The following is a 13,957-nucleotide window of genomic DNA, read 5'->3' as shown; positions in this document are numbered from 1 at the left end:
GGCTACCGTCCTGTGAGCAATGAATTGGGGTTGCGCTGGATCGCGCGGGCAAGCGCCGATACGGCGTCCGCCGCCGTCTGGATATCGCGCAATGTCGCCAGCGTCTCGGCGCTGAACCGCGACCGTTCGCTATAGCTGTTCACGACAGCGCGGGTTTCGGCCACCAGTTGGTTGGCACGCTCGGACAAGGCGGGCAGGCCGCTGACCGATTGTTCAATTGCCTGCGCAGCCTCATTTGCCGATGCCAGTGCTGCGTTGACGTTTTCAATGGCCCCGCCTTCGCGGACCTCTTCCAGAAAGCCGCGCATTTCGTCCAGCGCCCCGTTCAGCGATGCGGGCAGCGCGGCTGCATCCTCGCTACCGACCAGCCGGTCGATGGAGGCCAGCGTATCGGTCGCTGTTTCCACAAGATCTTCGATGGCCAGCGCGTTGGCCTTGGCTGTCAGTGCCTCGATCTGCGTGATCAGCTCTGGCAGGTTTTCGGTGGCCAGTTCGATATTGGCTGCGGCGGCAGCCGTGGTCTGAATGGCCGCATCTAGGTCTGCAACGATGTCAGCCTCTGCGGTGCTGGTGACGATGGCGTCGATATCATTGATCACCTTGCGCAGATCTCCGGGCACGGCCTGCACATCATCGGACGCCACAAGCGCGCGCGCTTCATCGAGCAGCGCAACCAGCGATGCCGGTGCGGCGCGCGTGCTTTCGTCATTGGCGACACGCTCAATACTGTCCATCATGTCGATGGCACCTTGCATCAACTCCTCAACCGGCAGGTCGTTGATGCGTTGCAGCACGCCTTCTGCCGTTGCCGCCACGTCAGAGATTTGAGAGTCGGTCGTGGGAATAACCGGGTACTGGCCAGAGGCCTGGGTGACGATGGCTGGCAGTGCATCCTCGATCTGGACCAATTCGACGACCAGCGTGCCGGACAGGATATTGCCTGTCACCATCCGGGCGCGCAAACCGCGGGCCACAAAATCGGACAGGAGCGCCAGCGCATCCTCTGGGGTCGACTCTGGGCTCATCCCCAGACGCGATGGCTGGATGTCGAGCACTGCCTGAAGCCGAACCTGCGCGCTCGCGCCTTCGCCGACAACGATGGCGTTCAACTGGTCAACTTCACCGATCTGGATGCCCTGAAACCGTACTTCTGATCCCTTGGTCAGCCCTGTCACCGATTGTTCAAACAGGACCGCAACCTGAAGTGATGCGGCGTTGGGGTCTGTAAACAGGCTGTCGCGGGCCGATTGTTCGTCAGGGTATATGTCAAATGTCTGCCCGTCGCGGATCGCCTGACCGCCGGAGACAACCGTGTCAAAGGCGATGCCGCCTTCGATCAGCGAGGCGATAGAACTGACATCGAGCGATACGCCACCGGCCCCAAAGGACACGCTGAACCCCGATGTATCCCAGAACCGCGTGCTGGAGGTAATGCGCCTGTCATATGGGCTTTCTATAAAGGCCGAGACGACGACCTGATTGCCGTCAAAGGACAGTTCAGGCTGTTCCAGATAACCCACCTGCAAGCCCTTGTGCAGGACAGGTGCGCCCGCCGTGATCGACCCGCCATCGCCGGTACGCAATACCACGGATGTGCCGCGCTGGCCGGCCCGGGTCAGGATCGCCTCTTCATTGCCGACGAATTCGTATTGGGCCACATCGGGATCAGTGTCCCAATTGCCTTCGATATAGACGCCGGACAGCACAGTCTCCAACCCCGTGATCCCGCGCACCGACACATCCGGGCGGACCACCCAGAACACCGCGTCGTCATCCAGATAGGGGGCGACGGTTTTGTCGATGCGCGCATGAACCAGCACGTCAGTCAGGCCATCGGCGAATTCGACATCTTCCACTTCGCCCACGGTCACGTCGCGATACTTGATCACCGTTTCACCGGCTGTAATCCCGGATGCGTTTTCAAAGCTGATGGTGATCAGCGTGCCGCGATCCTGATAATTCTGCCAAGCGGCCCAAAGCGATATCGACAAGGCCGCTATCGGGACCAGCCAGACCAGCGACAGCCGTTTCCACATCGGCTGTTTGACAGGCCGCACGTCAAGCGGGGCAGGCCGTGGGGCTGGGGCATCAGTCATTCTTCGGTCCTGTTTACGTCCCAGATCATGCGGGAATCAAAGCTTTGTGCCGACAGCATGGTGAAAATGACCGAAAGAGCAAAGCTGACGGCGGCAATGCCCGGATTGATTGTGGCAATCGTGTTGAGTTGCACCAATGCCGACAGGATTGCAACGACAAACACGTCAATCATTGACCAGCGCCCAATGAATTCAACCACTTCATAAGCCTTGTGGCGTTGATGCTGATTGTCCTGCGATCCGCGTTGGACGCTGATCGCCAGATAGCCGATCGCCAGGAATTTCCCGATCGGAATGACGACCGATGCGACAAAAACGATGATAGCTATGCCGATTGAGCCATACTCGACCAACTCGACAACCCCGCCGATGATCGTGCTTTCGCTGCGTTCAACCAGGGTCGAGGTCAGCAGCATCGGATAGATATTGGCCGGGATATACGCAATCATCCCGGCAAACAGCCACGCCCAGACCCGTTGTAGGCTTTCGGTGTCCCGGCTTTGCAACCGCCCATCGCAGCGTTTGCAATAAAGCGCATCTTGGGCATGGACCTGCCCGCAGCGCTGGCAGGCGACCAGACCGGCGTCGCGGGCGGTGATCAGCCCGCCTTCTGTTCCAGCGCTTCCCAAATTGAATACCTGCAAATCAGTTGATCTTTGAGAACGGTGATAACCACCACACCCGCAAATGCCCAGAAGGCCGGGCCGATTGTCACGGCAGCCATGCCGGCCACCTTGATCAGCGCCACGGTCACACCGACGATGAAAATCTCGGCCATGCTCCAGGGGCGCAATGTCTCGGCCAGTCCGAAGGCCTTGCGCGCGCCAACCCTTATGGGCTGTTCGCGCACCAGCGGCCCAAGCGCATAAATCAACGCGCCGAGCCGGATCAGCGGGATTCCCATGATGAAAAACGCCACCGCAATCGCGAGCGGGATCGCCAGCCCTTCGTCAAAGGCCAGAACTGCGTCGATCACCGATGTTGCATTGTGCAGCCCGCCCGCATCCAGCGTCAGAAATGGGAAGCTTATTGCGGCGATCATCATGATGAAGGCGGTCAGCGCGAGGCTTAGGATACGCGCAATGGCAGCCGGTTGCGACGTCATCAGAACAATCCCGCAGCGCTGGCAATAGGCGCGTGCATTGTCAGGCAGATCGGTTGCCTGATGCAGCGTGTCGCATTGCGGGCAAGCGACCAGATCGTCCAGTGGCGGTAACGCGTCGGGCACGTGAATATCCTTGCAATCCAAAAGGGTTTGCCTGTTATTTGCCCGCAGTATACCCGGGTTGACCATAGATATGCCATCGCCCGCCATCCGACAACTCAACAATGAGAGAGCGCGCATGACCAACACCATTTTCCCGCCGCGCCCGACGCCTGTCATCCCTGTCAAAGGGCGTGACGGATTTCCCGTTGCGCGCATTTTTTGTGTGGGCCGCAACTATGCCGCCCATGCCGCCGAAATGGGGCACGAGGTGGATCGCGAGGCCCCGTTCTATTTCACGAAATCGGCCCATGCGGTGCTGCTGTCAGGACAGCAGATGCCCTATCCGCCGCGCACGTCCGACCTGCATCATGAGATGGAACTGGTTGTCGCCATCGGGGCTGTGGCGCGTGAGGTGTCCCAGGATGATGCCATGGAGGCGGTGCTGGGCTATGCCTGCGGGCTGGATATGACCCGCCGTGACCTGCAGGCGCAGGCCAAGGAAAAGCGCAGGCCATGGGACACGGGCAAGGATTTCGAAAATGCGGCCATCATTGCGCCGATCACGCCGAAATCGGATGTGGGCCCGTTGGGTGGTCTGCGTGTTCAATTGACGGTCAACGATCTGGTCACGCAAGAGGCGCATCTGTCCGACATGGTCTGGTCCGTTCCCGAAATCATCGCTGATCTGTCCACGCTTTACACGCTGGGCCCCGGCGATCTGATCATGACGGGCACACCTGCGGGTGTCGGGCCTGTTGTGCCGGGTGACCGACTTTATGGCACAATCGGCGATCTGGACCCTGTCGAGACGACTATTGTCTAAAGTGACTTGCACCTGCTGTGCGCTTCGTCCCACTATCGCGGCAGTTCATGATCGAGGGAGGATCACCATGAAAACGACACGCCGCGCCATGCTCGGCCTGATGACGGCTGCCTTGCTGGGCACCAGCGCCGCCGCGCAAGAGGTCACACTGCGCCTGCATCAATTCCTGCCGGCACAGGCCAACGTCCCTGCGCATATTCTGGATGTCTGGGCCGATAAGGTTGAGGCCGACAGCGATGGCCGCATCAAGATCGACCGGTTTCCAGCGATGCAACTGGGCGGCACGCCGCCACAGCTGATTGACCAGGCCATTGATGGGGTGGCCGACATCATCTGGACCGTGGCAGGTTACACCCCCGGCCGTTTCCCGCAGGTCGAAGTGTTCGAACTGCCCTTCATCTCACCTGATGCCGAGGCGACCAGCCGGGCCTATTGGGAACTGGCCGAAGAGCGGATGATGGACACCGAATTTGCTGCCTTCAAGCCGCTGGGTTTGTGGGTGCATGGCCCGGGTGTGATGCATACCAGCCGCCCGATCACAGATGTGGCCGACCTGAACGGTCTGAAACTGCGCGCGCCGACACGCACTACCACGACGCTGTTTACCGGACTGGGTGCCACATCCGTGGGCATGCCCGTGCCTGCCGTGCCTGAATCGCTGTCAAAAGGCGTGATCGACGGCGCCGTGATCCCGTGGGAGGTTGTCCCGGCCCTGAAAGTGCAGGAGCTGGTCAACAACCACACGGAATTTCCGGGTGAGGCGCTTTATACGACGGCCTTTATCTTTGCGATGAACAATGCCGCCTATGACGGGATGCCCGATGATCTGAAGGCGGTGATTGATGCCAATTCCGGTCTGGAATTTTCGGCCTTTGCGGGCCGGACGATGCAGGAATATGACGCACCAGGCCGTGAATTGGCCGTGGGCGCGGGCAACAACATCATCACGCTGAACGATGAGCAGGTCGCCGCGTGGAAAGAGGCAGCCCAACCCACCATCGACAATTGGATCGCTGAGGCTGATGCCGCCGGTATTGATGGTACCGGCCTTTACGAGGCCGCTACCGCGCTGATTGCCAAACATAGCGCCAGCAACTAAACCAATCGCGGCCCCCGGATAGATGCCGGGGGCCGTATTGTGTCCGGAGACCCGCGTGCTGCATTCATTGATCGAACGGCTGGCCCGTCTGATGGCGCTTTTAGGCGGCATCGTGCTGTGCCTGCTGGTATTGGTGGTCTGTGCCAGTGTGTTGGGGCGCGAGGCGAATGCGCTGTCGCATACCGGCTTTCTGGGCGCTGTCGGGCGATGGCTCCTGGATGTGGGTGTCGGGCCGGTGACGGGTGATTTTGAACTGGTCGAGGCGGGGATCGCCTTTGCCATTTTTGCGTTTCTGCCGCTGACCCAGCTGACGGGCTCTCATGCTACGGTGGACATCTTTACCAATGGGATGGGGACGCGGGCCAACAATACGCTTGCCACGTTCTGGAGCGTTGTGATGGCCGCTGCCATCATCCTGATCACCTGGCGGCTGTTTGTCGGCATGCAGGACAAAATCCGTTACGGTGAAACAACTTACCTGATCCAGTTTCCGATCTGGTGGGCCTATGCCGCCAGTTTTGCCGCCGCGATCACCGCGAGTATCGTCAGCATCTATTGCGCGGTCCTGCGCCTGACCTGGGCGCGCAAGGGATGAGCGATCTTGCCCTTGGCTATCTGTCGTTTCCGGTTCTTCTGGGTCTGATTTTCTTGCGCGCGCCCATTGGACTGGCAATGCTGATCTGCGGGATTGGTGGTATCTGGCTGGCGACCGATACGACGGTCGTTTTCATGGCCAAGCTGAAGTCAGAGGTTTATTCGACCTTTTCCAGCTACAGCCTGTCGATCATTCCGATGTTTTTGCTGATGGGCCAGTTCGCCACCCTTTCTGGCATGTCGCGGGCGCTGTTCAAGGCGGCAGAGGCTTGGCTGGGTCATCGCAAGGGCGGTATGGCGATGGCGGCTGTCGGTGCCTGTGCAGGGTTCGGCGCGATTTGCGGATCTTCTTTGGCCACCGCCGCCACGATGAGCCGGGTCGCCCTGCCGGAGTTGAAGAAATACGGCTATTCCGGCGGGTTTTCGACGGCGACACTGGCTGCCGGTGGCACGCTGGGCATTCTGATCCCGCCATCGGTGATCCTTGTGATCTATGCGATCCTGACCGAACAGAATATCGCCAAGCTGTTCGCCGCGGCCTTCATTCCCGGTATTCTGGCCGCACTTGGTTACATGCTGACCATCGCGATCTATGTGCGGCTTTTTCCCGATCAGGCAGGCACGCACCCGCGGCTGCCCTATGGCCAGCGGTTCAAGGCGCTGCTGGCGGTCTGGCCGGTGTTGATCGTGTTTGGTCTGGTCGTGGGCGGTATTTATAACGGCTGGTTCACCCCGACCGAAGGGGCGGCTGTTGGCGCGATGGGGACCGGGTTGATCGCGCTGTTTTCACGGTCGCTGAACTGGGCTGTATTCCGCGACAGTATTCTGCAAACGGCCACAGGCACCGGCATGATCTTTTTCATCGTGCTGGGTGCGGGGTTCTATAACGGGTTTCTGGCGCTCACACAGGTGCCACAAGAATTATCAGGCTGGGTCACGGCGCAGGGGTTTAGCCCGTGGACCGTAATGGTCATGATCCTGATCTTCTATCTGGTACTGGGCTGTCTGATGGACAGCCTGTCGATGATCCTGCTGACAATCCCGATTTTCTGGCCGGTGATCCAGACACTGGATTTTGGGATGACCACCGAAGAGGTCGCGATCTGGTTCGGCATTCTGGTGTTGATCGTGGTCGAGGTTGGGTTGATCACCCCGCCGGTGGGGATGAACCTGTTCATTATCAACAATATGGACAAGGAAACGCCCATGGTGGCGACCTACAAATCCGTGTTGTTTTTTGTGGGCTCAGATATCGTGCGGGTCGTGATCCTGATGCTGTTTCCGGTGATCACGCTGATCCTGATCTGAGCACCGGCAATTTTCTTATCGAAGAAAATTGACCAGAATTTTTTCAAAATTCTGGCGGCTCAAGTTTTGACGTCGGGGCTTGTGCGCCCGGTGCGCGTGCTGATTTCGGTGATCAGGCCAGCGGCTTTGATCACATCCGCCAGCGCGTCCTCGGCCTCTTGCTGCAGCAGGTCGGGATCCGTTTCCAGCCGCTCCAGATAGACGCGGATCGTAGCCCCTTGGGTGCCGGTCCCAGAGAGCCGCAAAACAACCCGTGCGCCGCTTTCGAACATGACCCTGATCCCCTGACCGGCGGTATGGCTGCCATCGACCGGGTCGTCATATGCGAATTCGTCAGCCTGGGCGACGGTCAGCCCGGCAAAGGTTTTTCCGGTCAATTCTGGCAGTTTCGCGCGGAAATCCGCGACCAGTGTGTTGGCGATATCGCTATCGACCGCCTCGTAATCATGGCGTGAATAGTAATTGCGGCCATAGGTTTGCCAGTGATTGGCCATAAGGTCCGACACCGACTTCCCGGTGGCCGCGATGATGTTGAGCCACATCAGCACGGCCCAGAGCCCATCCTTTTCGCGCACATGGTCTGATCCGGTGCCAGCGCTCTCTTCGCCGCACAGGCTGACCTTGCCCGCGTCCAGAAGGCTGCCGAAGAATTTCCAGCCGGTCGGCGTTTCGAAACAGGCGATGCCCTTGGCAGCCGCCACCCTATCGACTGCGGCAGAGGTCGGCATGGAGCGCGCCACACCGGCCAGACCGTCCGCATAACCGGGGGCCAGATGCGCGTGTGCCGCGATCAAGGCGAGGCTGTCAGAGGGTGTCACGTAGGCGCCGCGCCCGACGATCATGTTCCGGTCGCCGTCGCCGTCGCTTGCCGCGCCGAAATCGGGGGCGTCGGGGCCGGTCATGATGCCCATCAACTCATGCGCCCAGATCGGGTTGGGGTCCGGGTGACCGCCGTTGAAATCGGGCAGGGGGGTGCCGTTGATGACGGTGCCCTCTGGCGCGCCCAGCAGATCCTGCAACACTGCTTTGGCATAAGGGCCGGTCACGGCGTGCATCGCGTCGAACACCATGCGGAAGCCACCTGCGAACAAGCTACGGATCGCATCGAAATCAAACAGCGTCTGCATCAGAGCCGCATAATCGGTGACAGGATCGACGACAGTCACTTTCATATCGCCCAATTGCGTCTCACCAAGTGTGGCGAGGTCCACATCCTGCGCATCCAACATCTGATAGGATTGCAGGCTTTGGGTCTGCGCAAAGATCGCATCCGTCACCGCCTCGGTCGCGGGGCCGCCGTTGGACATGTTGAATTTCAGGCCAAAGTCAGCATCAATCCCGCCGGGGTTATGGCTGGCCGACAGGATGAAACCGCCATCGGTGCCGTTCAGCCGGATCAGGTGCGAGGCAGCGGGGGTGGACAGCAGCCCGTTTTGTCCGACGATCACCGCATTGGCCCCATTCGCGGCGGCCATCCGCAGGATTACCTGAATAGCCTCGGCGTTGAAGTATCGCCCGTCGCCGCCGATCACAAAAGTCTTGCCGTTGGCCCCGCCGATCCCGTTCAGGATGGACTGGACATAGTTTTCCAGAAAATGGGGCCCCATGAAATCGCGGGTCTGACGGCGCAGCCCGGATGTGCCTGCCTTCTGGCCCGTAATCGGGGCGGTCTGAACGGTATGGATCATCAAATGCCTCGCAGATTATGCGGGCAGGTTTGGCGCAGGATGGGGTTGGCCGTCAAATGTAAAGTCGCAGGGCAGGGCGTGATCGACAACGCGCTGGGCGTTGGGGATGTCATTGCCTTCGGCCCGGCGGGTGGCCACGGCGCGCGAATGGTTCAGGCTGAGCCAGCGGTGGATCAACCGCGCGCGCAGTTCCGGCATGGGCACGTCAAGACGCGCGGTGACGTCCCAAAGCGGGGCCAGTTCCGACCACGGGGTTTCATCAAACATCAGGTAGTTGCCTTCGACGATCACGAATTCGGCCTCTGGCGGCACGGCGATGGCCCCGCCGATGGCGATGTCGCGGGTGCGGTCGAAGATGGGGGCGAAAACCTCTTCCCCGGATTTCAACGCTCGGACCAGCCGGATGAAACCGGGTGCGTCAAAGGTTTCGGGCGCGCCTTTGCGGGGGCGCAGATCGCGGGCCTCCAGCACGGCATTGTCCAAATGAAACCCGTCCATGGGCACCACGACCGTCTGGCGTTTGCTGACATTCAGGCGGCGCGCCAGTTCAGTCGCCAATGTGGATTTGCCCGAGCCCGGGGCCCCGGTCACAGCGACCAGCGTGCGTGGCGCTTGACGCTCAAACAGATGCTCCGCCAACGAGTTGACGTGTTCAGTTAACGTATTCAAAATCTTGCCTGCCAGTTTCGGGCTTTGCCCTGTTTTGCCCGAGGTTAACGCGAAGTCAGCCATTGGGCGACCTATTTTTCACGCACAGTGACGATTCCTGCCGACACTGTGACCTCAAATGCCCCGAAAAGTGGCATCTGGTGCGACACTGCTCTATCTAACCGCTTGAGCCATGAAAACCTGAGGGGACGGCGTGATACAATTCAGCCTAAAGATATGGCGCATTCTGGTTGCTGTCTGGAATACGGCCAGCGACAAGCATATCGGCCTGATCGCGGCAGGTGTGGCGTTTTTCGGGATGTTTGGCATCTTTCCGGGGATTGCCGCCCTGATTGCGATTTTTGGGCTTGTGGCCGATCCAGTCGCGATTTCCGAACAATTGTTGTTGATGGAGGGGATCATCCCGCCTGACGCCTTCAGCCTGCTGGCGGCACAGGTAAACGGTCTGATTACCGCCAGACCTGAAACGTTGGGATGGGCCACGCTGGTGTCGATTACGCTGGCACTTTGGTCCTGTCGGGCGGGCGTCGGTGCATTGATTGGCGGGCTGAACGCCATCGCGGGGCAGCGAATGCGCAATGGTATCTGGCAGATGGCTGTTGCTTTCATGCTGACGGTCGCACTGGTCGCCCTTGGGCTGGTCGCGATGGTCGTGGTGATCGTCCTGCCGATCGTCTTGGCGTTCCTGCCGCTGGCGGCGTCAACCGCATGGTTGTTGGAGGCCGCGCGCTGGCTGATTGCGCTGGGCGTGCTGTTGCTGGCGCTCAGCTTGCTGTATCGCTTTGGCCCCGCCCGCATTGGCAGCCGCGGGCGCTGGTTTACTGTCGGGGCGTTTGTGGTCGTAGTGCTGTGGGTCGCGGCGTCTGTCGGGCTGTCTTACTACCTGACCAACTTTGCCAGTTATAATGAGGTTTACGGATCAATCGGGGCGGTGATCGGTCTGCTCTTGTGGCTTTATGTCAGCGCCTATCTGATCCTGCTGGGTGCTGCGCTGAATGTGCAGGTGCATGGCTATGACGTGCCCCCGGAAAAGGGGGATACGTCGTTTCTGGATGAAGGCAAGGATACCGTGTCAGAGCCCGAGCCAGAGAGCGCCTAGCGCCAATGCAGCGGGGATGGTCTGGGCCACAAAAGCAGCCGTTGTCGCCGTTATCGCGCCGTAGATGCCCGCGATAACCACACAGACCAGCACAAAATTGATCAGCGGCGCGCCAGCTTGACCCAGCCAAAGACCATAGATCAACCCTGCCGATAAAAAGCCGTTATAGAGCCCCTGATTGGCGGCCAACACCCGGCTTTCGGCGGCAAATTCCGGTGTTGTCCCGAAAACCTTGCGGGTGCGCGGGGCCTCCCACCGGAACATCTCGAGCACCAGGAAATAGGCATGGATCAACGCAACGAGTAGAATGAGGATCGTGGCAATCATGGTGCATCTCCTTTTGTGGGGTCAGACCTGACCGCCGGAAATTTCGACTGTTTGTCCGTTGAAACTCCGCGCCCCGTCAGAACACAGCCACATCAGCGCTGAGGTGGTTTCATCAACCGCGAGCAGCTTGCGGCTGCGGTTGCCCTTGGCAATCGCATCGATCGCGCCTTGTTCATCGACGCCGAACCGTTTCATCAGGCCGGGGAGCTGGTTGCGCACGATATCGGTGTCCACATAGCCCGGGCAGAGCGCGTTAAAGGTGATGGGGCGCTTCATGTATTCCTCTGACAGCCCATGGATCAGCCCGATAACGGCGTGTTTGCTGGCGGTATAGGGAATGGCGTTTTTCAGGCCCCGGACCCCCGCGATGGAGCTGATAACGATCATGCGGCCAGTGTCCTCTGGTCCCAACGTGGCCAGCGCCGCTTGCAGCGTCAGAAACACACCGTCGAGATTGGTGGACATGGTGCGGCGCCAATCAGCGAGGGTGGTGTCCCCAAAGGGTTTGCCTTCGGCGATGCCCGCATTGGCGATGCAGATCTGCACGGGGCCTCGGGCTGCGGCGGCCTGAGCAAAGCCATCGCGCACCGATGCCTCTTCCGCCACATCCATGACGAGGGCGTGCAGGCGCGGGTTTTGGGCTGCGACCTCTTCCAGCTTATCAGCCCTGCGACCGGTAATGGTGACCTCTGCCCCGGCCTCGGCCAGCGCGATGGCGATGCCCTTGCCGATCCCGGTGCCGCCGCCGGTGACGAGCGCGTGTTTTCCTGCATGTTCCATGAAAGCCTCCTCAGTTGATGATGATGCTACAGGGGCGGGCTGGATCGGCAAGGGGCGGTGCGTTCTGACCTGACGTCGGCAGGAGGATTGTAAGCCTTTCATCGTAGGCTGCGCATGTGGTGGAAATTGATCAATTAGTCCGGTGAAGGCTTACTGACGCAGACGTCGCACCTTTCTGCCTTGGAGGTCAGTTTAGCGGACAAACCAGACCTTCGTTGCGTTGACGCCAATGACCGCTTTCAGGCATTGAGGCAATAGTGATCGTTTTCGCTGGGGCCATAACCCCTAGGCAAAGAACCTTTTCTGAACTCACGACTTATAAATCCGCACGTTTCTGGTAGGTTCTATTCACTATCAGCTGCCTTGCGTTGGAGCTTGCGAATAATATGGATGCGAGAGGTTATCAGGCGCTCGAACTCATTTATGATACAGCAGTCAACCCAGGAAGTTGGCGGCGCGCTTTGGATGCAACCGCAAGAGCCATTGAAGCCAGGGCTATAGCGCTGGTGATCCGTGGTAAGAAAGCAGGAGCGACAGACCTAACAATGATGTCCAGTGTTTATCTGGATTTTTCTCGTACGCCAGCGGGCTGGTACTACGGAGCTTGCCTGTCACGAATGCAAAATCAGGACTGGGATTTTCTCAAAGCTCAGCGTCCGCATCAACCGATCGCAGACTTGGAAACCGGACTTTCGGCCAAGAATCTTGATGCCCGCAAGGATTACGCGTTTCTGCGAAAGCGAACAGGTGTCGCTCGCCGACTTGGAGTGCGCCTAAACGCTGATACCATTTGGTTTGATGCCATGAGTATCGGATTTGATCAGCAAGAACTCGAAATTCCTCTTGCAGCGAGTGAAAGATCGCGGGCTCTGCTTCCGCATCTAACAAAAGCTCTAGAGATCGGCCGTATATTCACACTTCTGAAAGCCCGATATAAGGCGGCGCTTTCAGCTCTGGATCAGGTGCAGGCGGGTATTGTAATCGCGCTGCCAGACGGGCAGGTCATCGTTAAGAATGCTGAGGCGGAGAGAATATTAGAACAGAATGACGGCGTTGCGCTCGCTCGTGATGGTAGGATTGTAACTGTTGACCCTGATGTAACTTCCAAAATTCGAACTCACATCCTCGACGTCGGCTGCACAGCGCAGGGTCAGGCCAATCGACACGAGTCCTTGGTTTCGTTAGTCCGACCGTCAGGTCTAACACCGCTACTGTTAGATATTAGTCCTTTAAGTGACAGCAAGGCTGAGTTGGAGCAGGGACTAGACGGGGTGCTTGTCACGATCATTGATCCCGAACAGATTCCTTACCTTCGATTGGATCGATTCACGGAACTCTACGGGTTGACTCAAGCAGAAACGGATGTCTGTCGATGGATTGCTGATGGTGCAAACATTGCAGAGATTGCGGAGCGGCGCAACACAACCCCCACAACGGCAAAAAACCAGGTGTCCGCGGTCCTCTCTAAGGCGGGAGTTGGCAGCCGAACTGAACTGATACGGCTGATACTTCGCGTATTGCCACCAGTCGCTTGACGTTAATCAAAGAAATTTATGTGCCCGTGATCCGTTTGGATCATGTGCACCTAGGCTGGACTCCATATTTTTGCAGATAGTTGCCTCACCACTTTCTAACGGAGATTGAAACAACAAACTTCGAAGGTAGCTGATAATACCAAACCTCAAAATTGTTAAGAAAGGACATTAGATGACCGATGATGCACTTCCAGAACGCGACTATCCTGACAAACCCGAAGACGTAGTTCTCATTGAAATATCGGAAAATGGAGAGACTGAAGTCAGGGCATTCAAATACTATGCTTGGTGTACCGTTGAAGCCAAACTAATTGGGGCTATGAGTGCAGATATGCAGCTTGTGAGAGGCTATGCACAGCAACACTTTAATGCAACAGCGCACAATACCGTAGTTAAATCAACACTCAACGGATAGACGGGTTACTCTACAATGGCCGCTTTGTCATCCTGACCCAGACGGTGGAGGATGACAAAGCCTAATATGTAAATTTGTTATAGGGTATTCGACATAAGCGGTCATACCCACGGTATCAAGTTTTGAGAGGTCGTTTGGAAAGCCGTCATTCGTTGCGGTGCAGAAATAGGCATGTATGATGAAGATTTTCTGATGCGGGCCATGGCGCGAGGTCTCAGCTTGGCCGTAAGGGTGGCCCGCGTTGAAAAATCTCTCAGGGTGGAAGCCGCGGGGGTTGGCGGTGTCTATGGGGAAAGTGTGCTGCCGGTTGGATCTGA

At 58.5% G+C, this 13,957-nt stretch carries 14 protein-coding genes; 7 read left to right on the top strand and 7 right to left on the bottom strand.

The features are described from left to right. Positions 1–2 precede the first annotated feature (2 nt). From ACFWW2_RS06415 to ACFWW2_RS06405, 3 genes are read right to left on the bottom strand one after another with little or no spacing between them, the layout of a single operon-like run. Positions 3–2,096: an intermembrane transport protein PqiB gene (locus tag ACFWW2_RS06415; RefSeq protein ID WP_393927019.1), complete on the bottom strand. Its 2,094-nt coding sequence runs from the start codon at positions 2,094–2,096 to the stop codon at positions 3–5. Further along, entirely contained in the window at positions 2,093–2,725 is a 633-nt protein-coding gene (locus tag ACFWW2_RS06410) for a paraquat-inducible protein A (RefSeq protein WP_393927018.1), read from the bottom strand. Before ACFWW2_RS06410 ends, ACFWW2_RS06415 begins: the two co-directional genes overlap by 4 nt. Next, on the bottom strand, positions 2,695–3,324 hold the full coding sequence (locus ACFWW2_RS06405) for a paraquat-inducible protein A (RefSeq protein ID WP_393927017.1): 630 nt from the start codon (positions 3,322–3,324) through the stop codon (positions 2,695–2,697). The genes ACFWW2_RS06410 and ACFWW2_RS06405 overlap by 31 nt, the downstream gene beginning before the upstream one ends. 115 nt (positions 3,325–3,439) lie before the next feature. On the opposite strand from ACFWW2_RS06405, the gene ACFWW2_RS06400 reads away from it, so the two are divergent. The 4 genes from ACFWW2_RS06400 to ACFWW2_RS06385 all read left to right on the top strand — a co-directional run bounded on the left by ACFWW2_RS06400 (position 3,440) and on the right by ACFWW2_RS06385 (position 7,127). Further along, entirely contained in the window at positions 3,440–4,126 is a 687-nt protein-coding gene (locus ACFWW2_RS06400) for a fumarylacetoacetate hydrolase family protein (RefSeq protein ID WP_393927016.1), read from the top strand. Between the two features lie 67 nt (positions 4,127–4,193). Beyond that, a complete protein-coding gene (locus tag ACFWW2_RS06395) occupies positions 4,194–5,225 on the top strand; it encodes a TRAP transporter substrate-binding protein (protein WP_393927015.1) in 1,032 nt (343 codons plus the stop codon). A 55-nt stretch (positions 5,226–5,280) separates the two neighbouring features. Further along, positions 5,281–5,820 (top strand): TRAP transporter small permease, encoded by a 540-nt coding sequence (locus tag ACFWW2_RS06390; RefSeq protein ID WP_393927014.1) that lies wholly within the window; start codon positions 5,281–5,283, stop codon positions 5,818–5,820. Next, the gene (locus tag ACFWW2_RS06385; protein WP_393927013.1) at positions 5,817–7,127 is read left to right on the top strand and encodes a TRAP transporter large permease; all 1,311 of its coding nucleotides are present in this window, start codon (positions 5,817–5,819) and stop codon (positions 7,125–7,127) included. Before ACFWW2_RS06390 ends, ACFWW2_RS06385 begins: the two co-directional genes overlap by 4 nt. A 59-nt stretch (positions 7,128–7,186) precedes the next feature. Here ACFWW2_RS06385 and ACFWW2_RS06380 read toward each other — a convergent pair whose 3' ends face one another. Both ACFWW2_RS06380 and ACFWW2_RS06375 read right to left on the bottom strand, forming a co-directional pair. Beyond that, positions 7,187–8,818 carry an alpha-D-glucose phosphate-specific phosphoglucomutase gene (locus tag ACFWW2_RS06380; RefSeq protein WP_393927012.1) on the bottom strand — a complete coding sequence of 544 codons (1,632 nt, stop codon included), beginning with the start codon at positions 8,816–8,818 and terminating at the stop codon, positions 7,187–7,189. Positions 8,819–8,830: 12 nt separating this feature from the next. Next, complete coding sequence (locus tag ACFWW2_RS06375) at positions 8,831–9,484, bottom strand: sugar transporter (RefSeq protein ID WP_393927073.1); 654 nt, start codon at positions 9,482–9,484, stop codon at positions 8,831–8,833. Positions 9,485–9,677: 193 nt separating this feature from the next. Between ACFWW2_RS06375 and ACFWW2_RS06370 the strand changes: the two genes are divergently transcribed. After that, complete coding sequence (locus ACFWW2_RS06370) at positions 9,678–10,583, top strand: YihY/virulence factor BrkB family protein (RefSeq protein ID WP_393927011.1); 906 nt, start codon at positions 9,678–9,680, stop codon at positions 10,581–10,583. Here the strand turns inward: ACFWW2_RS06370 and ACFWW2_RS06365 are convergent. Both ACFWW2_RS06365 and ACFWW2_RS06360 read right to left on the bottom strand, forming a co-directional pair. Beyond that, a complete protein-coding gene (locus ACFWW2_RS06365; protein ID WP_393927009.1) occupies positions 10,557–10,910 on the bottom strand; it encodes a DUF1304 domain-containing protein in 354 nt (117 codons plus the stop codon). The genes ACFWW2_RS06370 and ACFWW2_RS06365 overlap by 27 nt on opposite strands. Positions 10,911–10,931: 21 nt before the next feature. Then, positions 10,932–11,690: an SDR family NAD(P)-dependent oxidoreductase gene (locus ACFWW2_RS06360; RefSeq protein WP_393927008.1), complete on the bottom strand. Its 759-nt coding sequence runs from the start codon at positions 11,688–11,690 to the stop codon at positions 10,932–10,934. A gap of 386 nt (positions 11,691–12,076) precedes the next feature. On the opposite strand from ACFWW2_RS06360, the gene ACFWW2_RS06355 reads away from it, so the two are divergent. Both ACFWW2_RS06355 and ACFWW2_RS06350 read left to right on the top strand, forming a co-directional pair. Further along, on the top strand, positions 12,077–13,225 hold the full coding sequence (locus ACFWW2_RS06355; RefSeq protein WP_393927007.1) for a helix-turn-helix transcriptional regulator: 1,149 nt from the start codon (positions 12,077–12,079) through the stop codon (positions 13,223–13,225). A gap of 172 nt (positions 13,226–13,397) precedes the next feature. Continuing rightward, positions 13,398–13,640, top strand: a complete 243-nt coding sequence (locus ACFWW2_RS06350; protein ID WP_393927006.1) for a hypothetical protein — start codon at positions 13,398–13,400, stop codon at positions 13,638–13,640. Positions 13,641–13,957: the final 317 nt, after the last annotated feature.

The organism is Yoonia sp. R2-816, assembly GCF_046762905.1.
In the GTDB taxonomy this organism is placed as follows: domain Bacteria; phylum Pseudomonadota; class Alphaproteobacteria; order Rhodobacterales; family Rhodobacteraceae; genus Yoonia.
This window is presented reverse-complemented; position numbering and strand designations above follow the sequence as displayed.

Coding starts and splice junctions, on each gene's coding strand:
- ACFWW2_RS06415 (WP_393927019.1), bottom strand. CDS start 2,096: ATGACTGATGCCCCAGCCCCACGGCCTGCCCCGCTTGACGTGCGGCCT.
- ACFWW2_RS06365 (WP_393927009.1), bottom strand. CDS start 10,910: ATGATTGCCACGATCCTCATTCTACTCGTTGCGTTGATCCATGCCTAT.
- ACFWW2_RS06395 (WP_393927015.1), top strand. CDS start 4,194: ATGAAAACGACACGCCGCGCCATGCTCGGCCTGATGACGGCTGCCTTG.
- ACFWW2_RS06355 (WP_393927007.1), top strand. CDS start 12,077: ATGGATGCGAGAGGTTATCAGGCGCTCGAACTCATTTATGATACAGCA.
- ACFWW2_RS06360 (WP_393927008.1), bottom strand. CDS start 11,690: ATGGAACATGCAGGAAAACACGCGCTCGTCACCGGCGGCGGCACCGGG.
- ACFWW2_RS06400 (WP_393927016.1), top strand. CDS start 3,440: ATGACCAACACCATTTTCCCGCCGCGCCCGACGCCTGTCATCCCTGTC.
- ACFWW2_RS06385 (WP_393927013.1), top strand. CDS start 5,817: ATGAGCGATCTTGCCCTTGGCTATCTGTCGTTTCCGGTTCTTCTGGGT.
- ACFWW2_RS06350 (WP_393927006.1), top strand. CDS start 13,398: ATGACCGATGATGCACTTCCAGAACGCGACTATCCTGACAAACCCGAA.